This window comes from Streptomyces sp. NPDC055099, assembly GCF_053607685.1.
The window spans coordinates 98294-113337 of record NZ_JBSGUA010000001.1; the positions used below are offsets into that span (position 1 = coordinate 98294).

General features: G+C 68.9%; 11 protein-coding genes and 1 tRNA gene. 7 read left to right on the forward strand and 5 right to left on the reverse strand.

Annotated features, from left to right (window positions below; genetic code table 11):
* The first annotated feature begins 141 nt into the window (after positions 1-141).
* The 4 genes from ACWFRU_RS00440 to ACWFRU_RS00455 are packed head-to-tail and all read left to right on the forward strand — an operon-like array spanning position 142 to position 4507.
* Positions 142-1071, forward strand: coding sequence for a branched-chain amino acid ABC transporter permease (locus tag ACWFRU_RS00440; protein ID WP_363208148.1), 930 nt, complete (start codon positions 142-144; stop codon positions 1069-1071).
* A gap of 5 nt (positions 1072-1076) precedes the next feature.
* Positions 1077-2921 carry a branched-chain amino acid ABC transporter permease gene (locus ACWFRU_RS00445; protein ID WP_453683551.1) on the forward strand — a complete coding sequence of 615 codons (1845 nt, stop codon included), beginning with the start codon at positions 1077-1079 and terminating at the stop codon, positions 2919-2921.
* A gap of 3 nt (positions 2922-2924) precedes the next feature.
* Positions 2925-3791 carry an ABC transporter ATP-binding protein gene (locus ACWFRU_RS00450; RefSeq protein ID WP_453683552.1) on the forward strand — a complete coding sequence of 289 codons (867 nt, stop codon included), beginning with the start codon at positions 2925-2927 and terminating at the stop codon, positions 3789-3791.
* Positions 3791-4507, forward strand: a complete 717-nt coding sequence (locus ACWFRU_RS00455; RefSeq protein ID WP_453683553.1) for an ABC transporter ATP-binding protein — start codon at positions 3791-3793, stop codon at positions 4505-4507. Before ACWFRU_RS00450 ends, ACWFRU_RS00455 begins: the two co-directional genes overlap by 1 nt.
* A gap of 88 nt (positions 4508-4595) precedes the next feature.
* On the opposite strand, the gene ACWFRU_RS00460 is transcribed toward ACWFRU_RS00455, so the two are convergent.
* Positions 4596-5252 (reverse strand): ANTAR domain-containing response regulator, encoded by a 657-nt coding sequence (locus tag ACWFRU_RS00460; protein ID WP_363208152.1) that lies wholly within the window; start codon positions 5250-5252, stop codon positions 4596-4598.
* Between the two features lie 97 nt (positions 5253-5349).
* Here ACWFRU_RS00460 and ACWFRU_RS00465 point away from each other — a divergent pair.
* Both ACWFRU_RS00465 and ACWFRU_RS00470 read left to right on the forward strand, forming a co-directional pair.
* Positions 5350-5432, forward strand: a tRNA-Leu gene (locus ACWFRU_RS00465).
* A gap of 235 nt (positions 5433-5667) precedes the next feature.
* Positions 5668-7572: an alkyl/aryl-sulfatase gene (locus ACWFRU_RS00470; protein WP_453683554.1), complete on the forward strand. Its 1905-nt coding sequence runs from the start codon at positions 5668-5670 to the stop codon at positions 7570-7572.
* Positions 7573-7651: 79 nt separating this feature from the next.
* Here ACWFRU_RS00470 and pyk read toward each other — a convergent pair whose 3' ends face one another.
* Positions 7652-9088, reverse strand: a complete 1437-nt coding sequence (pyk, locus tag ACWFRU_RS00475; RefSeq protein WP_453683555.1) for a pyruvate kinase — start codon at positions 9086-9088, stop codon at positions 7652-7654.
* A gap of 157 nt (positions 9089-9245) precedes the next feature.
* Positions 9246-9959, reverse strand: a complete 714-nt coding sequence (locus tag ACWFRU_RS00480) for an SIMPL domain-containing protein (protein WP_453683556.1) — start codon at positions 9957-9959, stop codon at positions 9246-9248.
* 173 nt (positions 9960-10132) lie between these two features.
* Here ACWFRU_RS00480 and ACWFRU_RS00485 point away from each other — a divergent pair, with 173 nt between their 5' ends.
* On the forward strand, positions 10133-11938 hold the full coding sequence (locus ACWFRU_RS00485; protein ID WP_453683557.1) for a bifunctional metallophosphatase/5'-nucleotidase: 1806 nt from the start codon (positions 10133-10135) through the stop codon (positions 11936-11938).
* 19 nt (positions 11939-11957) lie between these two features.
* On the opposite strand, the gene ACWFRU_RS00490 is transcribed toward ACWFRU_RS00485, so the two are convergent.
* Positions 11958-13400, reverse strand: coding sequence for a lysine N(6)-hydroxylase/L-ornithine N(5)-oxygenase family protein (locus tag ACWFRU_RS00490; protein ID WP_453683558.1), 1443 nt, complete (start codon positions 13398-13400; stop codon positions 11958-11960).
* Positions 13397-14803 carry a pyridoxal phosphate-dependent decarboxylase family protein gene (locus tag ACWFRU_RS00495; protein WP_453683559.1) on the reverse strand — a complete coding sequence of 469 codons (1407 nt, stop codon included), beginning with the start codon at positions 14801-14803 and terminating at the stop codon, positions 13397-13399. The genes ACWFRU_RS00490 and ACWFRU_RS00495 overlap by 4 nt, the downstream gene beginning before the upstream one ends.
* Between the last annotated feature and the right edge of the window lie 241 nt (positions 14804-15044).

Here is a 15044-nt window from a genome sequence, read left to right on the forward strand (position 1 = left end):
AGCCAACGACACCACCGCGCGGGGCGCTGCCTCTGCAGCGCCCCGCGCGGCGTCGCATCCGTCACCTAAGCCGTACGGCCGGCGAGGCCCACCGCCACCGCCCCCCGGCCGAACGACACCGAAAGACTCGGAGGACCTGCGGTGCACGAACTGCCGCAACAGCTGGTCAACGGCCTGCTACTGGGATCCATGTACGGCCTGATCGCCATCGGCTACACAATGGTCTACGGCATCGTCCAGCTCATCAACTTCGCCCACGGCGAGATCTTCATGGTCGGCGGGTTCGGCGCCCTCACCGTCTGGCTGTGGCTGCCGGGCGGCACCAGCATGTGGATCGCCCTGCCGCTCATGCTCATAGGCGCCGTCATCGTCTCCACGCTCATAGCGGTCGGAGCCGAACGCTTCGCCTACCGCCCGTTGCGCGGCGCACCCCGCCTCGCACCGCTCATCACCGCCATCGGCCTCTCGCTCGCGCTGCAGCAGGCCGTCTGGGCCTGGTACCCGAACGCGAAGTCGTCCCGCACCTTCCCCGAGATGCCCGGCGACTCCATCCACCTGGGCTCCGTCACCATCCAGCCCGGCGACATCTTCCTGCTGATCACCGCCCCGATCTGCATGTTCGCCCTCGGCTACTTCGTGATGAAGACCCGCGTCGGACGCGGCATGCAGGCCACCGCGCAGGACCCCGACACCGCCAAGCTCATGGGTGTCAACACCGACCGAGTCATCGTCGTGGCCTTCGCGATCGGCGCCGCCTTCGCCGGCATCGCCGCCGTCGCCTACGGCTTCCGCTACGGAGAAGTCCAGTTCCGCATGGGCTTCCTCTGGGGCCTCAAGGCCTTCACCGCCGCCGTGCTCGGCGGCATCGGCAACATCTACGGCGCGATGATCGGCGGCCTCGTGCTCGGCATCGCCGAAGCCATGGCCACCGCCTACATGAACGACATCCCCGGCATGAGCCAGCTCGGCGGGCAGTCCTGGGCCGACGTCTGGGCCTTCGTACTCCTCATCGTCGTACTCCTCGTCAGGCCACAAGGTCTCCTTGGCGAGCGCGTCGCGGACAGGGCGTGAGAACCATGACCACACAGACCACTGCGGCCGACGCGCCAAGCCCCAAGCAGGACCACACCGCCACCGGCCTCATCGCCATCCCCGAGGGCCCCGCCCGCGCACTGGCCACCGGCGGCGGCATCCTCACCATCGTCTCCACGTTCATGGCGTGGACCTGGACCGCGGCGTTCCCCGGCGACCTCACCGTCTACGGCTACCCCGGCGGCCTCCAGGTGCTCGTCCTGATCGCCGGCATCCTGACCACGCTCTTCGGCCTCGCCTCCTACGGCGTCAAGGGCGTACGGGCGCTGGCGCCCGGCGGCGCCGACGCCGCGCTGAAGTACGCGGCCCTCGCGGCCTTCGCCACCACCTGGTACACGGTCATCTCGATCAGCTACCAGCTCGGCGGACTCGCCAACCTCGACCCCGGCGGCTGGGTCGCCGCCATCGCCACCCTGGCCGCCTTCGTCGGCGCCCTCGCCCTGCCCTTCGTACGGCCGCACACCTACGCGGTCGACCCCGAGGACAGCAGCGGCGAGCAGTTCAAGCACCGCCTGCGCAACGGCATGACCATCTTCAAGGGCGCCTTCGCCGCGGAGGCCCCGCCCACGCCGCGCAAGCTCCCCAGCTACCTCGAGATCCTCATCATCGTCGCCGCGCTCGCCGTCGGCCTCCTGGTCTTCACCTACGGCATCGGCACCGAGTACGACGAGCTCTTCATCGGCTTCCTGATCACCGTGGCGTTCAGCTTCGCCGCGCTGTCCAAGGCCGGGCTCGTCGCCCAGGTCTCCACGTACACCGCACGGCACCGCAACATCACGCTCATCGGCGCCTTCGTGGCCGCCGCCGCGTTCCCCTTCACCCAGAGCGACGACCAGTACGCCACCATCGGCGTCTACATCCTCATCTTCGCCACCGTCGCCCTCGGCCTGAACATCGTCGTCGGCCTCGCGGGCCTCCTCGACCTCGGATACGTCGCCTTCCTCGGCGTCGGCGCCTACGCGGCGTCCATGGTCTCCGGATCGCCCTCCTCGCCCTTCGACGTCCACCTGCCGTTCTGGGGCGCCATCCTGGTCGGCGCGGGCGCATCGCTCATCTTCGGCGTGCTCATCGGCGCCCCGACCCTGCGACTGCGCGGCGACTACCTCGCCATCGTCACCCTCGGCTTCGGTGAGATCTTCCGGCTCGTCGCGATGAACTCCGACGGCACGTCCGGACCGGACATCACCAACGGCTCGAACGGCATCTCCTCGATCCCGAACCTGAAGATCCTCGGCTTCGACTTCGGCCTCGAGCACACCATCTTCGGCGTCACCATCGGCCGGTTCGCGAACTACTTCTTCCTGATGCTGCTCATCACCCTCGTCGTGGTGCTGGTCTTCCGGCGCAGCGGCGACTCCCGCATCGGGCGCGCCTGGGTCGCCATCCGCGAGGACGAGACCGCGGCGCTCGCCATGGGCATCAACGGCTTCCGCGTGAAGCTCATCGCCTTCGCGCTCGGCGCCTCGCTCGCCGGACTCGCGGGCACGGTGCAGGCACACGTCACCTACACCGTCACCCCCGAGCAGTACCAGTTCGCCAACACCGTCCCGCCCAACTCGGCGTTCCTGCTCGCCGCGGTCGTCCTCGGCGGCATGGGCACCATCAGCGGACCCCTCGTCGGCGCGGCGCTGCTCTACCTCATCCCGAGCAAGCTCTCGTTCCTGGGCGACTACCAGCTCTTCGCCTTCGGCCTCGCGCTCGTGCTGCTCATGCGCTTCCGCCCCGAGGGCCTCATCCCCAACCGCCGCCGCCAGCTCGAATTCCACGAGGCCGACCTGGCTCCCGGTGACACGCCGCCTCCCACAGTCCTCAGCAAGACAGGGGCCTGAGCCATGACCACCGACACCACCACCAGCAAGGACAGCCCCGCCGCGACGCCGGCCGGGCAGACCGTCCTGGACGCCCGGGGCGTCACGATGCGGTTCGGCGGCCTCACGGCCGTACGCTCCGTCGACCTCACCGTCAACAGCGGCGAGATCGTCGGCCTCATCGGACCCAACGGCGCGGGCAAGACGACCTTCTTCAACTGCCTCACCGGCCTCTACATCCCCACCGAGGGCGAAGTCCGGTACAAGGACAAGGTCCTGCCCAGCAAGTCCTTCAAGGTCACCGCGGCAGGCGTGGCCCGCACCTTCCAGAACATCCGTCTGTTCGCGAACATGACGGTCCTGGAGAACGTCCTCGTCGGCCGCCACACGCGGACCAAGGAAGGCCTCTGGTCGGCCCTCCTGCGCGGCCCCGGCTTCCACAAGGCGGAGGCCAAGTCCAGGGAGCGCGCCTTGGAGCTCCTGGAGTTCGTCGGCCTCGCCGAGAAGGCGGAGCACCTGTCCCGCAACCTGCCCTACGGCGAGCAGCGCAAGCTGGAGATCGCCCGCGCGCTGGCGAGCGAGCCCGGACTGCTCCTCCTGGATGAGCCGACCGCGGGCATGAACCCGCAGGAGACCCGCGCCACCGAGGAACTCGTCCTCGCCATCCGCGACATGGGCATCGCCGTCCTCGTCATCGAGCACGACATGCGCTTCATCTTCAACCTGTGCGACCGCGTGGCCGTACTCGTCCAGGGCGAGAAACTCGTCGAGGGCGACAGTGAGACCGTCCAGCAGGACGACCGCGTCATCGCCGCCTACCTGGGCGAGCCCTTCGAAGGAGCCCCCGGCAGCACGGAAGCCGACGCCACGGGCAACGAGGAGACCAGCTGATGACCGCACTGCTCGAAGTCGAGGACCTCAAGGTCGCCTACGGCAAGATCGAGGCCGTCAAGGGCATCTCTTTCAAGGTCGAGGCCGGCGAGGTCGTCACGCTGATCGGCACGAACGGCGCAGGCAAGACCACCACGCTGCGCACGCTGTCCGGACTGCTCAAGCCGGTCGGCGGCTCCATCAAATTCAACGGGAAAGCGTTGCGCAAATACCGCGCCGACCAGATCGTCTCGCTCGGCCTGGCCCACTCTCCCGAGGGCCGGCACATCTTCCCGCGCATGACGATCGAGAACAATCTGCGGCTCGGCGCATATCTGCGCAACGACAAGGGCGGCATCGAAAAGGACATCGCGCGCGCCTATGACCTCTTCCCCATTCTCGGGGAACGCAGAAAGCAGGCGGCGGGCACGCTCTCCGGCGGCGAGCAGCAAATGCTCGCCATGGGCCGCGCCCTGATGTCCCAGCCGAAACTGCTCATGCTCGACGAACCCTCCATGGGACTTTCGCCGATCATGATGCAGAAGATCATGGCGACCATCGCCGAGCTCAAGTCCCAGGGCACGACGATTCTGCTCGTCGAGCAGAATGCCCAGGCGGCTCTCTCGCTCGCCGACCACGGTCATGTCATGGAGGTCGGCAAGATCGTCCTGTCCGGATCGGGGAACGACCTGCTGCATGACGAGTCCGTGCGCAAGGCGTACCTCGGCGAGGACTAGGACTCCGGCCCCGCACACGAGAAAGGCCCGCCCCCCGGCTTCGGGGGGCGGGCCTTTTCCGTACGTACGCGCGTGACGCGCGCGAGGGCTACTGCCCCTTGGCGGCCTTCTTCTCGTCGGCGTCCTCGATGACCGCCTCCGCGACCTGCTGCATCGACAGGCGCCGGTCCATCGACGTCTTCTGGATCCACCGGAAGGCGGCGGGCTCGGTCAAGCCGTACTCGGTCTGAAGAATCGACTTGGCCCGGTCCACCAGCTTCCGCGTCTCCAGGCGCAGGGTGAGGTCGGCGACCTCGCTCTCCAGCGTCTTCAGCTCCGTGTAGCGCGAGACGGCCATCTCGATGGCCGGCACCACGTCGGTCTTGCTGAAGGGCTTCACGAGGTACGCCATGGCGCCGGCGTCCCTGGCCCGCTCGACCAGGTCACGCTGCGAGAACGCGGTCAGCATGAGCACCGGGGCAATGCTTTCCTCGGCGATCTTCTCGGCCGCCGAGATGCCGTCCATGACGGGCATCTTCACGTCAAGGATCACCAGGTCCGGCTTGTGCTCGCGGGCCAGCTCGACGGCTTTCGCACCGTCACCGGCCTCGCCGACGACGGTGTAGCCCTCCTCCTCGAGCATCTCCTTGAGGTCGAGCCGGATGAGAGCCTCGTCCTCGGCGATGACGACACGGGTCGTCAGCGGAGGCACATGCGACTTGTCGTCGTCATCGGCTACGGGCTGGGGCGACTCGGGGGAAGTCACGGGGGCTCCTTGTTACGGGCCGGGCAGGTACTGCTGCCTCGCCAGCCTACCTAGCTGCAGCGTCCCACGGTGACCCGGTATAGTTCCGGCAGTGCCTGCCGGGTTGGTGGAACGGTATACACGGAGGTCTCAAACACCTCTGCCTGAAAGGGCTTGCGGGTTCGAATCCCGCACCCGGCACATCGCAGGAAAAAGCGGGTGCCCACGATTTCGTGGGCACCCGCTTTTCTGTGCGCGCCTCGCCGGTTTTCATGACGGACAGTAGCCGCACGGCTGCGCGCCCGGCCCCGGCACCCGCACCGCGCCGCCCGCGCAATAGGACGCGTCACTCCCCTCCCCCGTCCTCCCTGGGAGCTGCCCCAAATCCCCCCAGAACCCTTGCCCCGCCCCGGGGCCCGCTGCGATCTTCGGCCGCATGACTCCCTTGAACCGGCGTACCTTCGTCGCTGCCGCAGCGGGGGCCGCCGCGGCGGCCGTGGCCATGAATCCGCAGACCGCCTTCGCGATCGACCGCGAGGGCAGCAGTAAGGGAGGGGACGACTTCGCCGATGCCGAGAAGGGGTTCATTGCCGCCCTCACTCCCGGGGTCGTGAAGAACGCCAAGGGGCAGGTCGTGTGGGACGCCGACGCGTATGACTTCCTTGAGAAGGAGGCGCCCAGGACCGCGCACAAGAGTCTGTGGCGGCAGTCGCAGCTCGTGTCGAAGCAGGGGCTCTACAAAGTCACTGACCGTGTTTATCAGGTGCGTGGGCTTGATCTGTCGAACATGACGATCATCGAGGGTGACACCGGGGTCGTCGTCATCGATCCGCTGATCTCGGCGGAGACCGCCGCCGCCGCGCTGAAGCTGTATCGCGAGCATCGCGGGGAGAAGGTGGTCACCGGGCTCATCTACACCCATCCGCACGTCGATCACTTCGGCGGTTGCCGTGGTGTGCTGCCGGAGGGGGCCGGTGATGTGCCCGTTCTCGCTCCCGACGGATTCATGGAGCATGCCGTCTCGGAGAACGTTTACGCCGGGACCGCCATGCAGCGGCGTTCCGGGTACATGTACGGGGCGTTGCTGCCCAAGTCGCCCGCCGGGCAGATCGGCTGCGGGCTCGGGCAGACCGTGTCCCTGGGGTCGATCGGGTTGATACCGCCGACCAGGGACATCACCGAGACCGGTCAGGTCGAGACCGTGGACGGGGTGCGGTTCGAGTTCCAGATGACGCCCGGGACCGAGGCCCCTGCCGAGATGAACTTCGTGCTGCCGGACCTGCGTGCCGTCTGCATGGCGGAGAACGCGACCCACACGATGCACAACATCATCACGCTGCGTGGCGCGCAGGTGCGGGACGCCCGGCAGTGGGCGCACTATCTGAATGAGTCTGTCGTGCTCTTCGACGGGCGCGTCGATGTCGCGTTCGCCTCGCATCACTGGCCCACGTGGGGCGGCGGCACGATCGTGGAGCTGCTGGAGCAGCAGCGGGATCTGTACGCGTACATGCATGACCAGACGCTGCGGATGATCAATGCGGGGATGACGGGGCGGGAGATCGCCGAGGAGATCGAGCTGCCGCCTGCGCTGGCGGGGGTGTGGGCGAACCGGGGGTATTACGGGTCGCTGAACCATAACGTGAAAGGCATTTATCAGCGGTACATGGGCTGGTTCGACGGCAACCCGGCGCATCTGTGGGAGCACCCGCCCGTCGAGGAGGCCAAGCGGTACGTCAAGGCCATGGGTGGTCGTACGGCGACGGTCGCGAAGGCCAGGTCGTTCGCGAAGAGCGGTGATCTGCGGTTCGCCGTGACGCTGCTCAATCATGTGGTGTTCGCGGACCCGGGACACAAGACGGCGAAGGCCGAACTCGCCCGGCTATACACCACGTTGGGGCAGGCCTCCGAGAACGCCGTGTGGCGGAATTTCTATCTGACGGGCGCGCAGGAGCTGCGTGAGGGCGTACGGGACTCCCCCACGACCGTGGCCAGCGCGGACATGCTGATGGCGCTCTCCGTGGATCAGTTGATCGACTCCGTGGCGATCCGGGTGAACGGTCCGAAGGCGTGGGACCTGAAGCTGCGGATGGACTGGAGTCTTCCGGCGCTGGGCAAGGTGTGGCATCTGACACTGCGGCACGGGGTGTTGACGTATCGCAGCGACAAGAAGGCGGACCCGGAGGCGGGTGTCACGCTGACGATGACCAAGCCTCAGTTGCTCGCGATGCTGGGCGGCAAGGGGCTCGGTGACATCAAGGTCGAGGGCGACGCGTCGCTGCTCACCGACCTGCTCGGCGTGGTGGAGAAGCCGGATCCGAAGTTCGCCATCGTGACCCCCTAGGCATTGGGCGCCAGGCGCGCGGCACGAGCGAGGGGCCGCTCCCCCCGAAGCGGCCCCTCGATTCCCGTACCCCGACTGCCTACTTGGGGCTGTCGTCCTCACCGATGTGGTGGATGCGTACGAGGTTGGTGGAGCCGGCGACCCCGGGCGGGGAGCCGGCGGTGATGACGACCACGTCGCCCTTCTCGCAGCGCCCGTACTTCAGGAGGAGCTCGTCGACCTGGCGGACCATGGCGTCGGTGGACTCGACGTGCGGGCCGAGGAAGGTCTCCACGCCCCAGGTGAGGTTGAGCTGCGAGCGCGTGGCCCGGTCCGGGGTGAAGGCGAGCAGCGGGATCGGGGAGCGGTAGCGCGAGAGGCGGCGGACCGTGTCGCCGGACTGCGTGAAGGCGACGAGGCACTTGGCGCCGAGGAAGTCGCCCATCTCGGCGGCGGCGCGGGCCACGGCGCCGCCCTGGGTGCGGGGCTTGTTGCGCTCGGTCAGCGGCGGCAGGCCCTTGGCGAGGATGTCCTCCTCGGCGGCCTCGACGATGCGGCTCATCGTGCGGACCGTCTCGATGGGGTATTTGCCGACGCTGGTCTCGCCGGAGAGCATCACCGCGTCCGTGCCGTCGATGACGGCGTTGGCGACGTCCGAGGCCTCGGCGCGCGTGGGGCGGGAGTTGTCGATCATCGAGTCGAGCATCTGGGTGGCGACGATGACCGGCTTGGCGTTGCGCTTGGCGAGCTTGATGGCGCGCTTCTGGACGATCGGCACTTGTTCGAGGGGCATCTCGACGCCCAGGTCGCCGCGGGCGACCATGATCGCGTCGAAGGCGGCGACGATGTCGTCGATGTTCTCGACGGCCTGCGGTTTCTCCACCTTGGCGATGACGGGGAGGCGGCGGCCTTCCTCGTCCATGATGCGGTGCACGGCCTCGATGTCGCGGCCGCTGCGGACGAAGGACAGGGCGATGACGTCGAACCCTGAACGCAGGGCCCAGCGCAGGTCGGCCTCGTCCTTGTCGGAGAGGGCGGGGACGGAGACGGCGACACCGGGGAGGTTGAGTCCCTTGTGGTCGGAGACCATGCCGCCCTCGACCACGGTGGTGGTGACGCGGGGCCCGTCGACCGCGGTGACCTCCAGGGTCACTTTGCCGTCGTCCACGAGGATGCGCTCACCGGGGGTGACGTCCCCGGCGAGGCCGCCGTAGGTCGTGCCGCAGGTCTGGCGGTCGCCCTCGACGCCCTCCTCGACGGTGATGGTGAACTCGTCGCCCCGTTCAAGGAGTACAGGTCCTTCGCTGAAGCGGCCGAGGCGGATCTTCGGGCCTTGAAGGTCGGCGAGGACGCCGACGCTGCGGCCCGTCTCGTCGGATGCCTTCCGTACGCGCTGATAGCGCTCCTCGTGCTCGGCGTACGTGCCGTGGCTGAGGTTGAAGCGGGCCACGTCCATTCCGGCTTCGACCAGTGCCTTGATCTGGTCGTACGAGTCGGTGGCGGGGCCCAGGGTGCAGACGATTTTCGCTCGGCGCATGGTTCGAGCCTAGGGCTTACCGGCCGGTAGAGAATTGGCTGGGCATGACTACTCAACAACCTTTGCGTGAAAGGTTATTGACAAGTGTTGAATTGTGCGGGGCGCTGCTCTGATGAGCGATTTACCGGGCGCCCCGCCACGTAAAGCCACTTCGTGACTACAGCCGCGGGGGTGTCATCGTGAAGCGCGCGTTGACTTGTGCGTAGACGTGTTGCCGCTGGGGTTCGAGGTCGAGGGGGGCCGCTTCCTGGACCATGTCGGCGGCGCCTCCGTACGCGACGGTGCGCATCGCGGGCGTGGGGCCGCCGTAGCCGAACGGCTGGGCGTTCTCGGCGCCGATGTCGGCGAGTTCGACGAGGGCGGCGAGCGTGGTCCCCAGCGCCTCGGCGTACTCCCTGCCGCGCTGCACCGCTTCCCTGACCGCCTGCTGGCGGGCCTCGCGGTGGGTGGGCGAGTCGGGGCGCAGCGCCCAGTAGGGGCCGTCGACGCGGGTCAGTTCGAGGTCGGCGAGGCGGGTGGTGAGTTCGCCGAGCGCGGTGAAGTCGCTGAGTTCGGCGGTGACGTGGACCCGGCCGTGATAGGCGCGCACGCGTTCGCCGCGGCCGTGCTTGGTCAGTTCGGGGCTGATGGAGAAGGCGCCGGTCTCCAGCGTCTCGACGGATTCGCCGTACGTCTTCACGAGGTCGATGACGCCTGCGTTGCGGCGCGTCAGGTCGTTGAGGGCCTCGCGCCGGTCGGTGCCGCGCGCGCTGACGGTGATGCCGATGCGGGCGATCTCGGGGTCGACTTCGAGGTGTGCCTCGCCCTTCACGGCCAGGCGCGGGGCGCCGGGGGTGCCGTAGGGGGCCGGAGTGGGGGTGGTCTCGTCCATGCGGCCACTCTCGCACTGGGGGGCGGCGGCGGACAGTCAAAGGACACGGCACCGGACAGTCATCGGATCGAAACCTGCGGGGTCTGTTGCCGGTGGGGTGGTCGGGGTCAGAATCTACGCGCGTTATCTACGCGCGTTACACCGATCGTCCCTGGGTCCAAGGAGAGTACGAAATGCCGCTGAACCGCCGGAAGTTCCTGGGCAGGTCCGCCGCCGCCACGGGCGTGGCACTCGCGGGCGGAATGGCCGCCGCCCCCTCCGCGTCGGCGCAGGCGCCCGGGAAGCCCGCCCAGCGGAAGAAGCGCTATTCGTTCACCGTGATGGGCACGACGGACCTGCACGGCAATGTCTTCAACTGGGACTATTTCACGGACAAGGAATTCGACGACAAGGACCACAACGACGTGGGCCTGGCGAAGATCTCCACCCTCGTGAACGAGATCCGCGAGGAGAGAGGGCGCCGCAACACGCTCCTCATCGACGCGGGCGACACCATTCAGGGCACGCAGCTCTCGTACTACTACGCCAAGATCGACCCGATCACCGCCAAGCATGGCCCTGTCCACCCGATGGCACAGGCGATGAACAGCATCGGATACGACGCCGCGGCGCTCGGGAATCACGAGTTCAATTACGGCATTCCCGTGCTGCGGAAGTTCGAGGAGCAGTGCGACTTCCCGCTGCTCGGCGCCAACGCCCTCGACGCGAAGACCCAGAAGCCCGCTTTCCCGCCGTACTTCATGAGGCGCCTGCGCACCCCGCACGGCCGTGACGTGAAGGTGGCGGTCCTCGGCCTGACCAACCCCGGCATCGCGATCTGGGACAAGGCGAACGTGCAGGGCAAGATGACGTTCCCGGGCCTGGAGGAGCAGGCGGCGAAGTGGGTGCCGAAGCTGCGCTCGATGGGCGCCGACGTCGTGATCGTCTCGGCGCACTCCGGTTCCAGCGGCACGTCCTCGTACGGTGACCAGCTCCCGCACATCGAGAACGCGGCCGGTCTGGTGGCCGAGCAGGTGCCCGGCATCGACGCGATCCTGGTCGGGCACGCGCACACGGAGATCCCCGAGTACTTCGTCCAGAACAAGGAGACCGGCAAGAAGGTCGTCCTGTCCGAGCCGCTGAAGTGGGGCCAGCGCCTCACCCTCTTCGACTTCGACCTGGTGTGGGCCAAGGGCCGCTGGACGGTGGAGAAGGTCGGGGCGCAGGTCCTCAACTCCAACACGGTGAAGGAGGATCGAAAGATCACCCGGTTGCTCGCCGACGAGCACAAGAAGGTCGTCGCGTACGTCAACCAGGTCATCGGTACGTCGACGCAGGCGATGAGCACGGCCGAGGGCCCGTACAAGGATGTCGCGATCATCGACCTGATCAGCCATGTCCAGGCGGAGACGGTCAAGGAGGCCCTCAAGGGCGGCCAGTACGCGGCGCTCCCCGTGCTCTCGCAGGCCTCGTGCTTCTCGCGTACGGCGGGCATCCCGGCGGGCGAGGTGACGATCAAGGACGCGGCGGGGCTCTACCCGTTCGAGAACACCCTTGAGGCGCGCCTCCTCACGGGCGCCCAGCTCAAGGAGTACCTGGAGTACTCGGCGCGCTACTACGTCCGGACGGCGGCCGGCGCTCCGGTGGACCCGGCGAAGCTGACGAACGCGGACAACACCCCGGACTACAACTACGACGCGCTGTACGGCGTGACGTACGAGATCGACATCGCCAAGCCGGTGGGTTCCCGTATCGCGAAGCTGAGCTTCGAGGGCAAGGAACTCGACCCGAAGGCCGAGTTCGTGCTCGCGGTCAACAACTACCGGGCCAGCGGCGGCGGCAACTTCCCGCATGTGGCGGGCGCCAAGCAGCTGTGGGCGAACTCCGACGAGATCCGCAACACGATCATCCAGTGGGTGCAGGCCAAGGGGACGGTCGACCCGGCCCAGTTCGCGTCGGTGGACTGGAAGCTGACCCGGGACGGCACTCCGGTGTTCTGATCCCCTCTTTTGATCCCCGTCAGTTCTTCAGGCGTACGAGGTTGCCGCGCTGCTCGCCGATCAGGCCGGTGGCGCGGCGGGCCTGGGTGTCCTGGAGGCCGAAGCTGGTGAACGCGGTGCGCTGCGGGAGCGGGTAAGGGGCCTCCTCCATCAGGGTGTTGAGGATGGTGGCGCTGCGCCAGGCGGCGAGTCCCAGGTCGGGGGCGCCGACGCCGTGGGTGTGGCGCTCGGCGTTCTGTACGTAGACGTTGCTGCCGGTGCCGGTGACGGAGGGGTCGAGGACGAGGCGGTACTGCTCGTCGATGCGGGGGCGTTCGGCGGAGTCCCGGCGCATGTACGGGTCGAGGCCCGCGAGGAGCTGGTCCAGGGGGCGCTCGCGGTAGCCGGTGGCGAGCACGACCGCGTCCGTGGTGAGGCGGGAGCGGGTGCCCTGCTGGAGGTGTTCCAGGTGGAGCTCGACGCGGGTGGTGGCGACGCGGCCCGCGGTGCGCACGGAGACGCCCGGGGTGAGCACGGCGTCGGGCCAGCCGCCGTGCAGGGTGCGCCGGTAGAGCTCGTCGTGGATGGCCGCGATGGTGTCGGCGTCGATGCCCTTGTGGAGCTGCCACTGCTGGGGGACGAGTCCGTCGCGCACGGCTTCGGGCAGGGAGTGGAAGTAGCGGGTGTAGTCCGGGGTGAAGTGTTCCAGGCCGAGCTTGGAGTACTCCATGGGCGCGAAGGCCTCGGTGCGCGCGAGCCAGTGGATCTTCTCGGCGCCGGTCGGGCGGTGCTTGAGCAGGTCGAGGAAGACCTCCGCGCCGGACTGGCCCGAGCCGATGACGGTGATGTGGTCGGCGGCGAGCAGCCGGTCGCGGTGCAGGAGATAGTCCGCGGAGTGGATCACCGGCACGGCGGGGGCGTCGGCCAGCGGCTTCAGGGGCTCGGGGATGTAGGGCGCGGTGCCGACGCCGACGGCGATGTTCTTCGTGTACGTCCGGCCGAGCGCCTCGGCCTCGCCGTCGGCGTCGAGCTGCGTGAAGTCGACCTCGAAGAGGTCCCGTTCGGCGTTCCAGCGCACCGCGTCGACCTGGTGGCCGAAGTGCAGCGCGGGGAGGTTCTCGCTCACCCAGCGGCAGTACGCGTCGTACTCGGCGCGCTGGATGTGGAACCGCTCGGCGAAGTAGAAGGGGAAGAGCCGCTCGCGGGTCTTGAGGTAGCTGAGGAAGGACCAGGGGTTGGCCGGGTCGGCGAGGGTCACCAGGTCGGCGAGGAACGGCACTTGGAGGCTGGCGCCGTCGATGAGGAGCCCCGGGTGCCAGTGGAAGCCGGGCCGCTGTTCGTAGAAGGCGGCGTCGAGTCGGGCGAGCGGCTGGGCGAGGGCGGCGAGGGAGAGGTTGAAGGGGCCGATGCCGATGCCGACCAGGTCCCGGGGTTCCTCGGGGGTGGTGAGCGGCGGGGCGGGCTTGTCGTTCTGGCCGGTCATCGGGGGGTGGTTCCTTCCACGAGCTTCAGGAGCTCGGCGAGGTCGCCGGGCCGGGTGTGCGGGTTGAGCAGGGTGGCCTTGAGCCAGCGGCGTCCGTCGATGCCGGCCCGCCCGAGCACGGCACGGCCCTGGACGAGGAGTTCGCGCCGGACGTACGCGATGTGGTCGTCGTCGGCGCCGACGGGCCGGAACAGGACCGTGCTGATGACGGGCCGGTCGTACAGCTCGAAGCCGGGGTGCGCCGCGACGAGACCGGCGAACTCCTGTGCCTGGAGGCAGACTTGGTCGACGAGGGCGCCGATCCCCTCCCGCCCGAGGGCCTTGAGCGTGACGGCGAGTTTCAGTACGTCGGGCCTGCGTGTGGTGCGCAGGGAGCGGCCGAGGAGGTCGGGCAGGCCCGCTTCGGTGTCGTCGTCCGCGTTGAGGTAGTCGGCGTGGTGGCCGAGTGCTGCGAGGTCGCGGCCGTCACGGACCAGGAGCAGCCCGGCGGCGACGGGCTGCCAGCCGAGCTTGTGCAGGTCGAAGGTGATGCTGTCGGCGCGCTCCATGCCGTTCAGCAGTCCTCTGCGTACGTCGCTGAAGAGGAGCGGACCGCCGTACGCCGCGTCGATGTGCAGGCGGGCGCCGTGAGCGGCACAGAGGCCGGCGATCTGGTCGAGGGGGTCGATGAGCCCTGCGTCGGTGGTGCCCGCGGTGGCGGCGACGAGGAACGAGCCGGGCGGGCAGGCGAGTTGGGCCAGGGCCTCGTCGAGCGCGGCCGGGTCGAGGACTCCGGCGGGGGCGGGCACGGTGACCGGTTCCGGCATGCCGAGCAGCCAGGCGGCGCGGGCGAGCGAGTGGTGGGCGTTCTCGCCGACGACCAGTTGGACGGGGCCGTGCGTGGCGGTGCGTTCGCGGGCCAGGAGCAGGGCGAGCTGGTTGGCTTCAGTGCCGCCGGTGGTGACGAGGGCGTCTCCCCCGCCGGTTTCGTGGACGCCGCTGCCGTAGACCTCCGTGGTGAGGGCGCGGGTGACCAGGGCCTCGATCTCGGAGGCGGCGGGAGCTTGGTCCCAGGAGTCCATCGAGGGGTTGAGCGCGGACGCGGCGAGATCGGCGGCGACGGCCACCGCGAGGGGCGGGCAGTGCAGGTGAGCGGCGCAGAGGGCGTCGGCGGGGTCGGCGGCGCCTTCGGCAAGGGCGTGGACGAGCGTACGCAGGGCCGCTTCCTCGCCCTCGCCGCGGGCGGGCAGGATCTCGCCCGCGACCTCGCGCACCCTGGCCGCGACCGCGGTGGGGCCGCCTGCCGGGAGCGGGCCGCCGCGGGCCGTCGCCCCGGTGCGCAGGGCGTCCAGGGCGGCGGTGAGCAACGGCCGCAACGCGTCCGGGCCTCGGGCTCCTCCGGCGAGGGGCGGCGGAGTGCTCATGGGCGACGTCCTTCGGGTGCGCGCGGGCGGGGACAACCAGCCTGTCCGCCGAGCGGACGGCACGCCCGAAGAGCTCAACGATCCAAACCCGAAAGTGGTACTGCTGCGGGGAGACAGCGTGTCGGCGCGGGCGGGGATGCTAGGCGCTCCGCGGGTCTGCGGTGTACTGACCCCGCGGGGTCCCGCGGGCTCCGCGGGTCAGCGGAGGTCTGCCCCTGCGGGAGCGTTGTGGCTGGGCGCG

Excerpts from the sequence above, each read along its gene's own strand:
- ACWFRU_RS00445 (WP_453683551.1), top strand. The coding sequence starts at position 1,077 with ATGACCACACAGACCACTGCGGCCGACGCGCCAAGCCCCAAGCAGGAC.
- pyk (WP_453683555.1), bottom strand. The coding sequence starts at position 9,088 with ATGCGCCGAGCGAAAATCGTCTGCACCCTGGGCCCCGCCACCGACTCG.
- ACWFRU_RS00495 (WP_453683559.1), bottom strand. The coding sequence starts at position 14,803 with ATGAGCACTCCGCCGCCCCTCGCCGGAGGAGCCCGAGGCCCGGACGCG.
- ACWFRU_RS00470 (WP_453683554.1), top strand. The coding sequence starts at position 5,668 with ATGACTCCCTTGAACCGGCGTACCTTCGTCGCTGCCGCAGCGGGGGCC.
- ACWFRU_RS00485 (WP_453683557.1), top strand. The coding sequence starts at position 10,133 with ATGCCGCTGAACCGCCGGAAGTTCCTGGGCAGGTCCGCCGCCGCCACG.
- ACWFRU_RS00490 (WP_453683558.1), bottom strand. The coding sequence starts at position 13,400 with ATGACCGGCCAGAACGACAAGCCCGCCCCGCCGCTCACCACCCCCGAG.
- ACWFRU_RS00455 (WP_453683553.1), top strand. The coding sequence starts at position 3,791 with ATGACCGCACTGCTCGAAGTCGAGGACCTCAAGGTCGCCTACGGCAAG.
- ACWFRU_RS00450 (WP_453683552.1), top strand. The coding sequence starts at position 2,925 with ATGACCACCGACACCACCACCAGCAAGGACAGCCCCGCCGCGACGCCG.
- ACWFRU_RS00480 (WP_453683556.1), bottom strand. The coding sequence starts at position 9,959 with ATGGACGAGACCACCCCCACTCCGGCCCCCTACGGCACCCCCGGCGCC.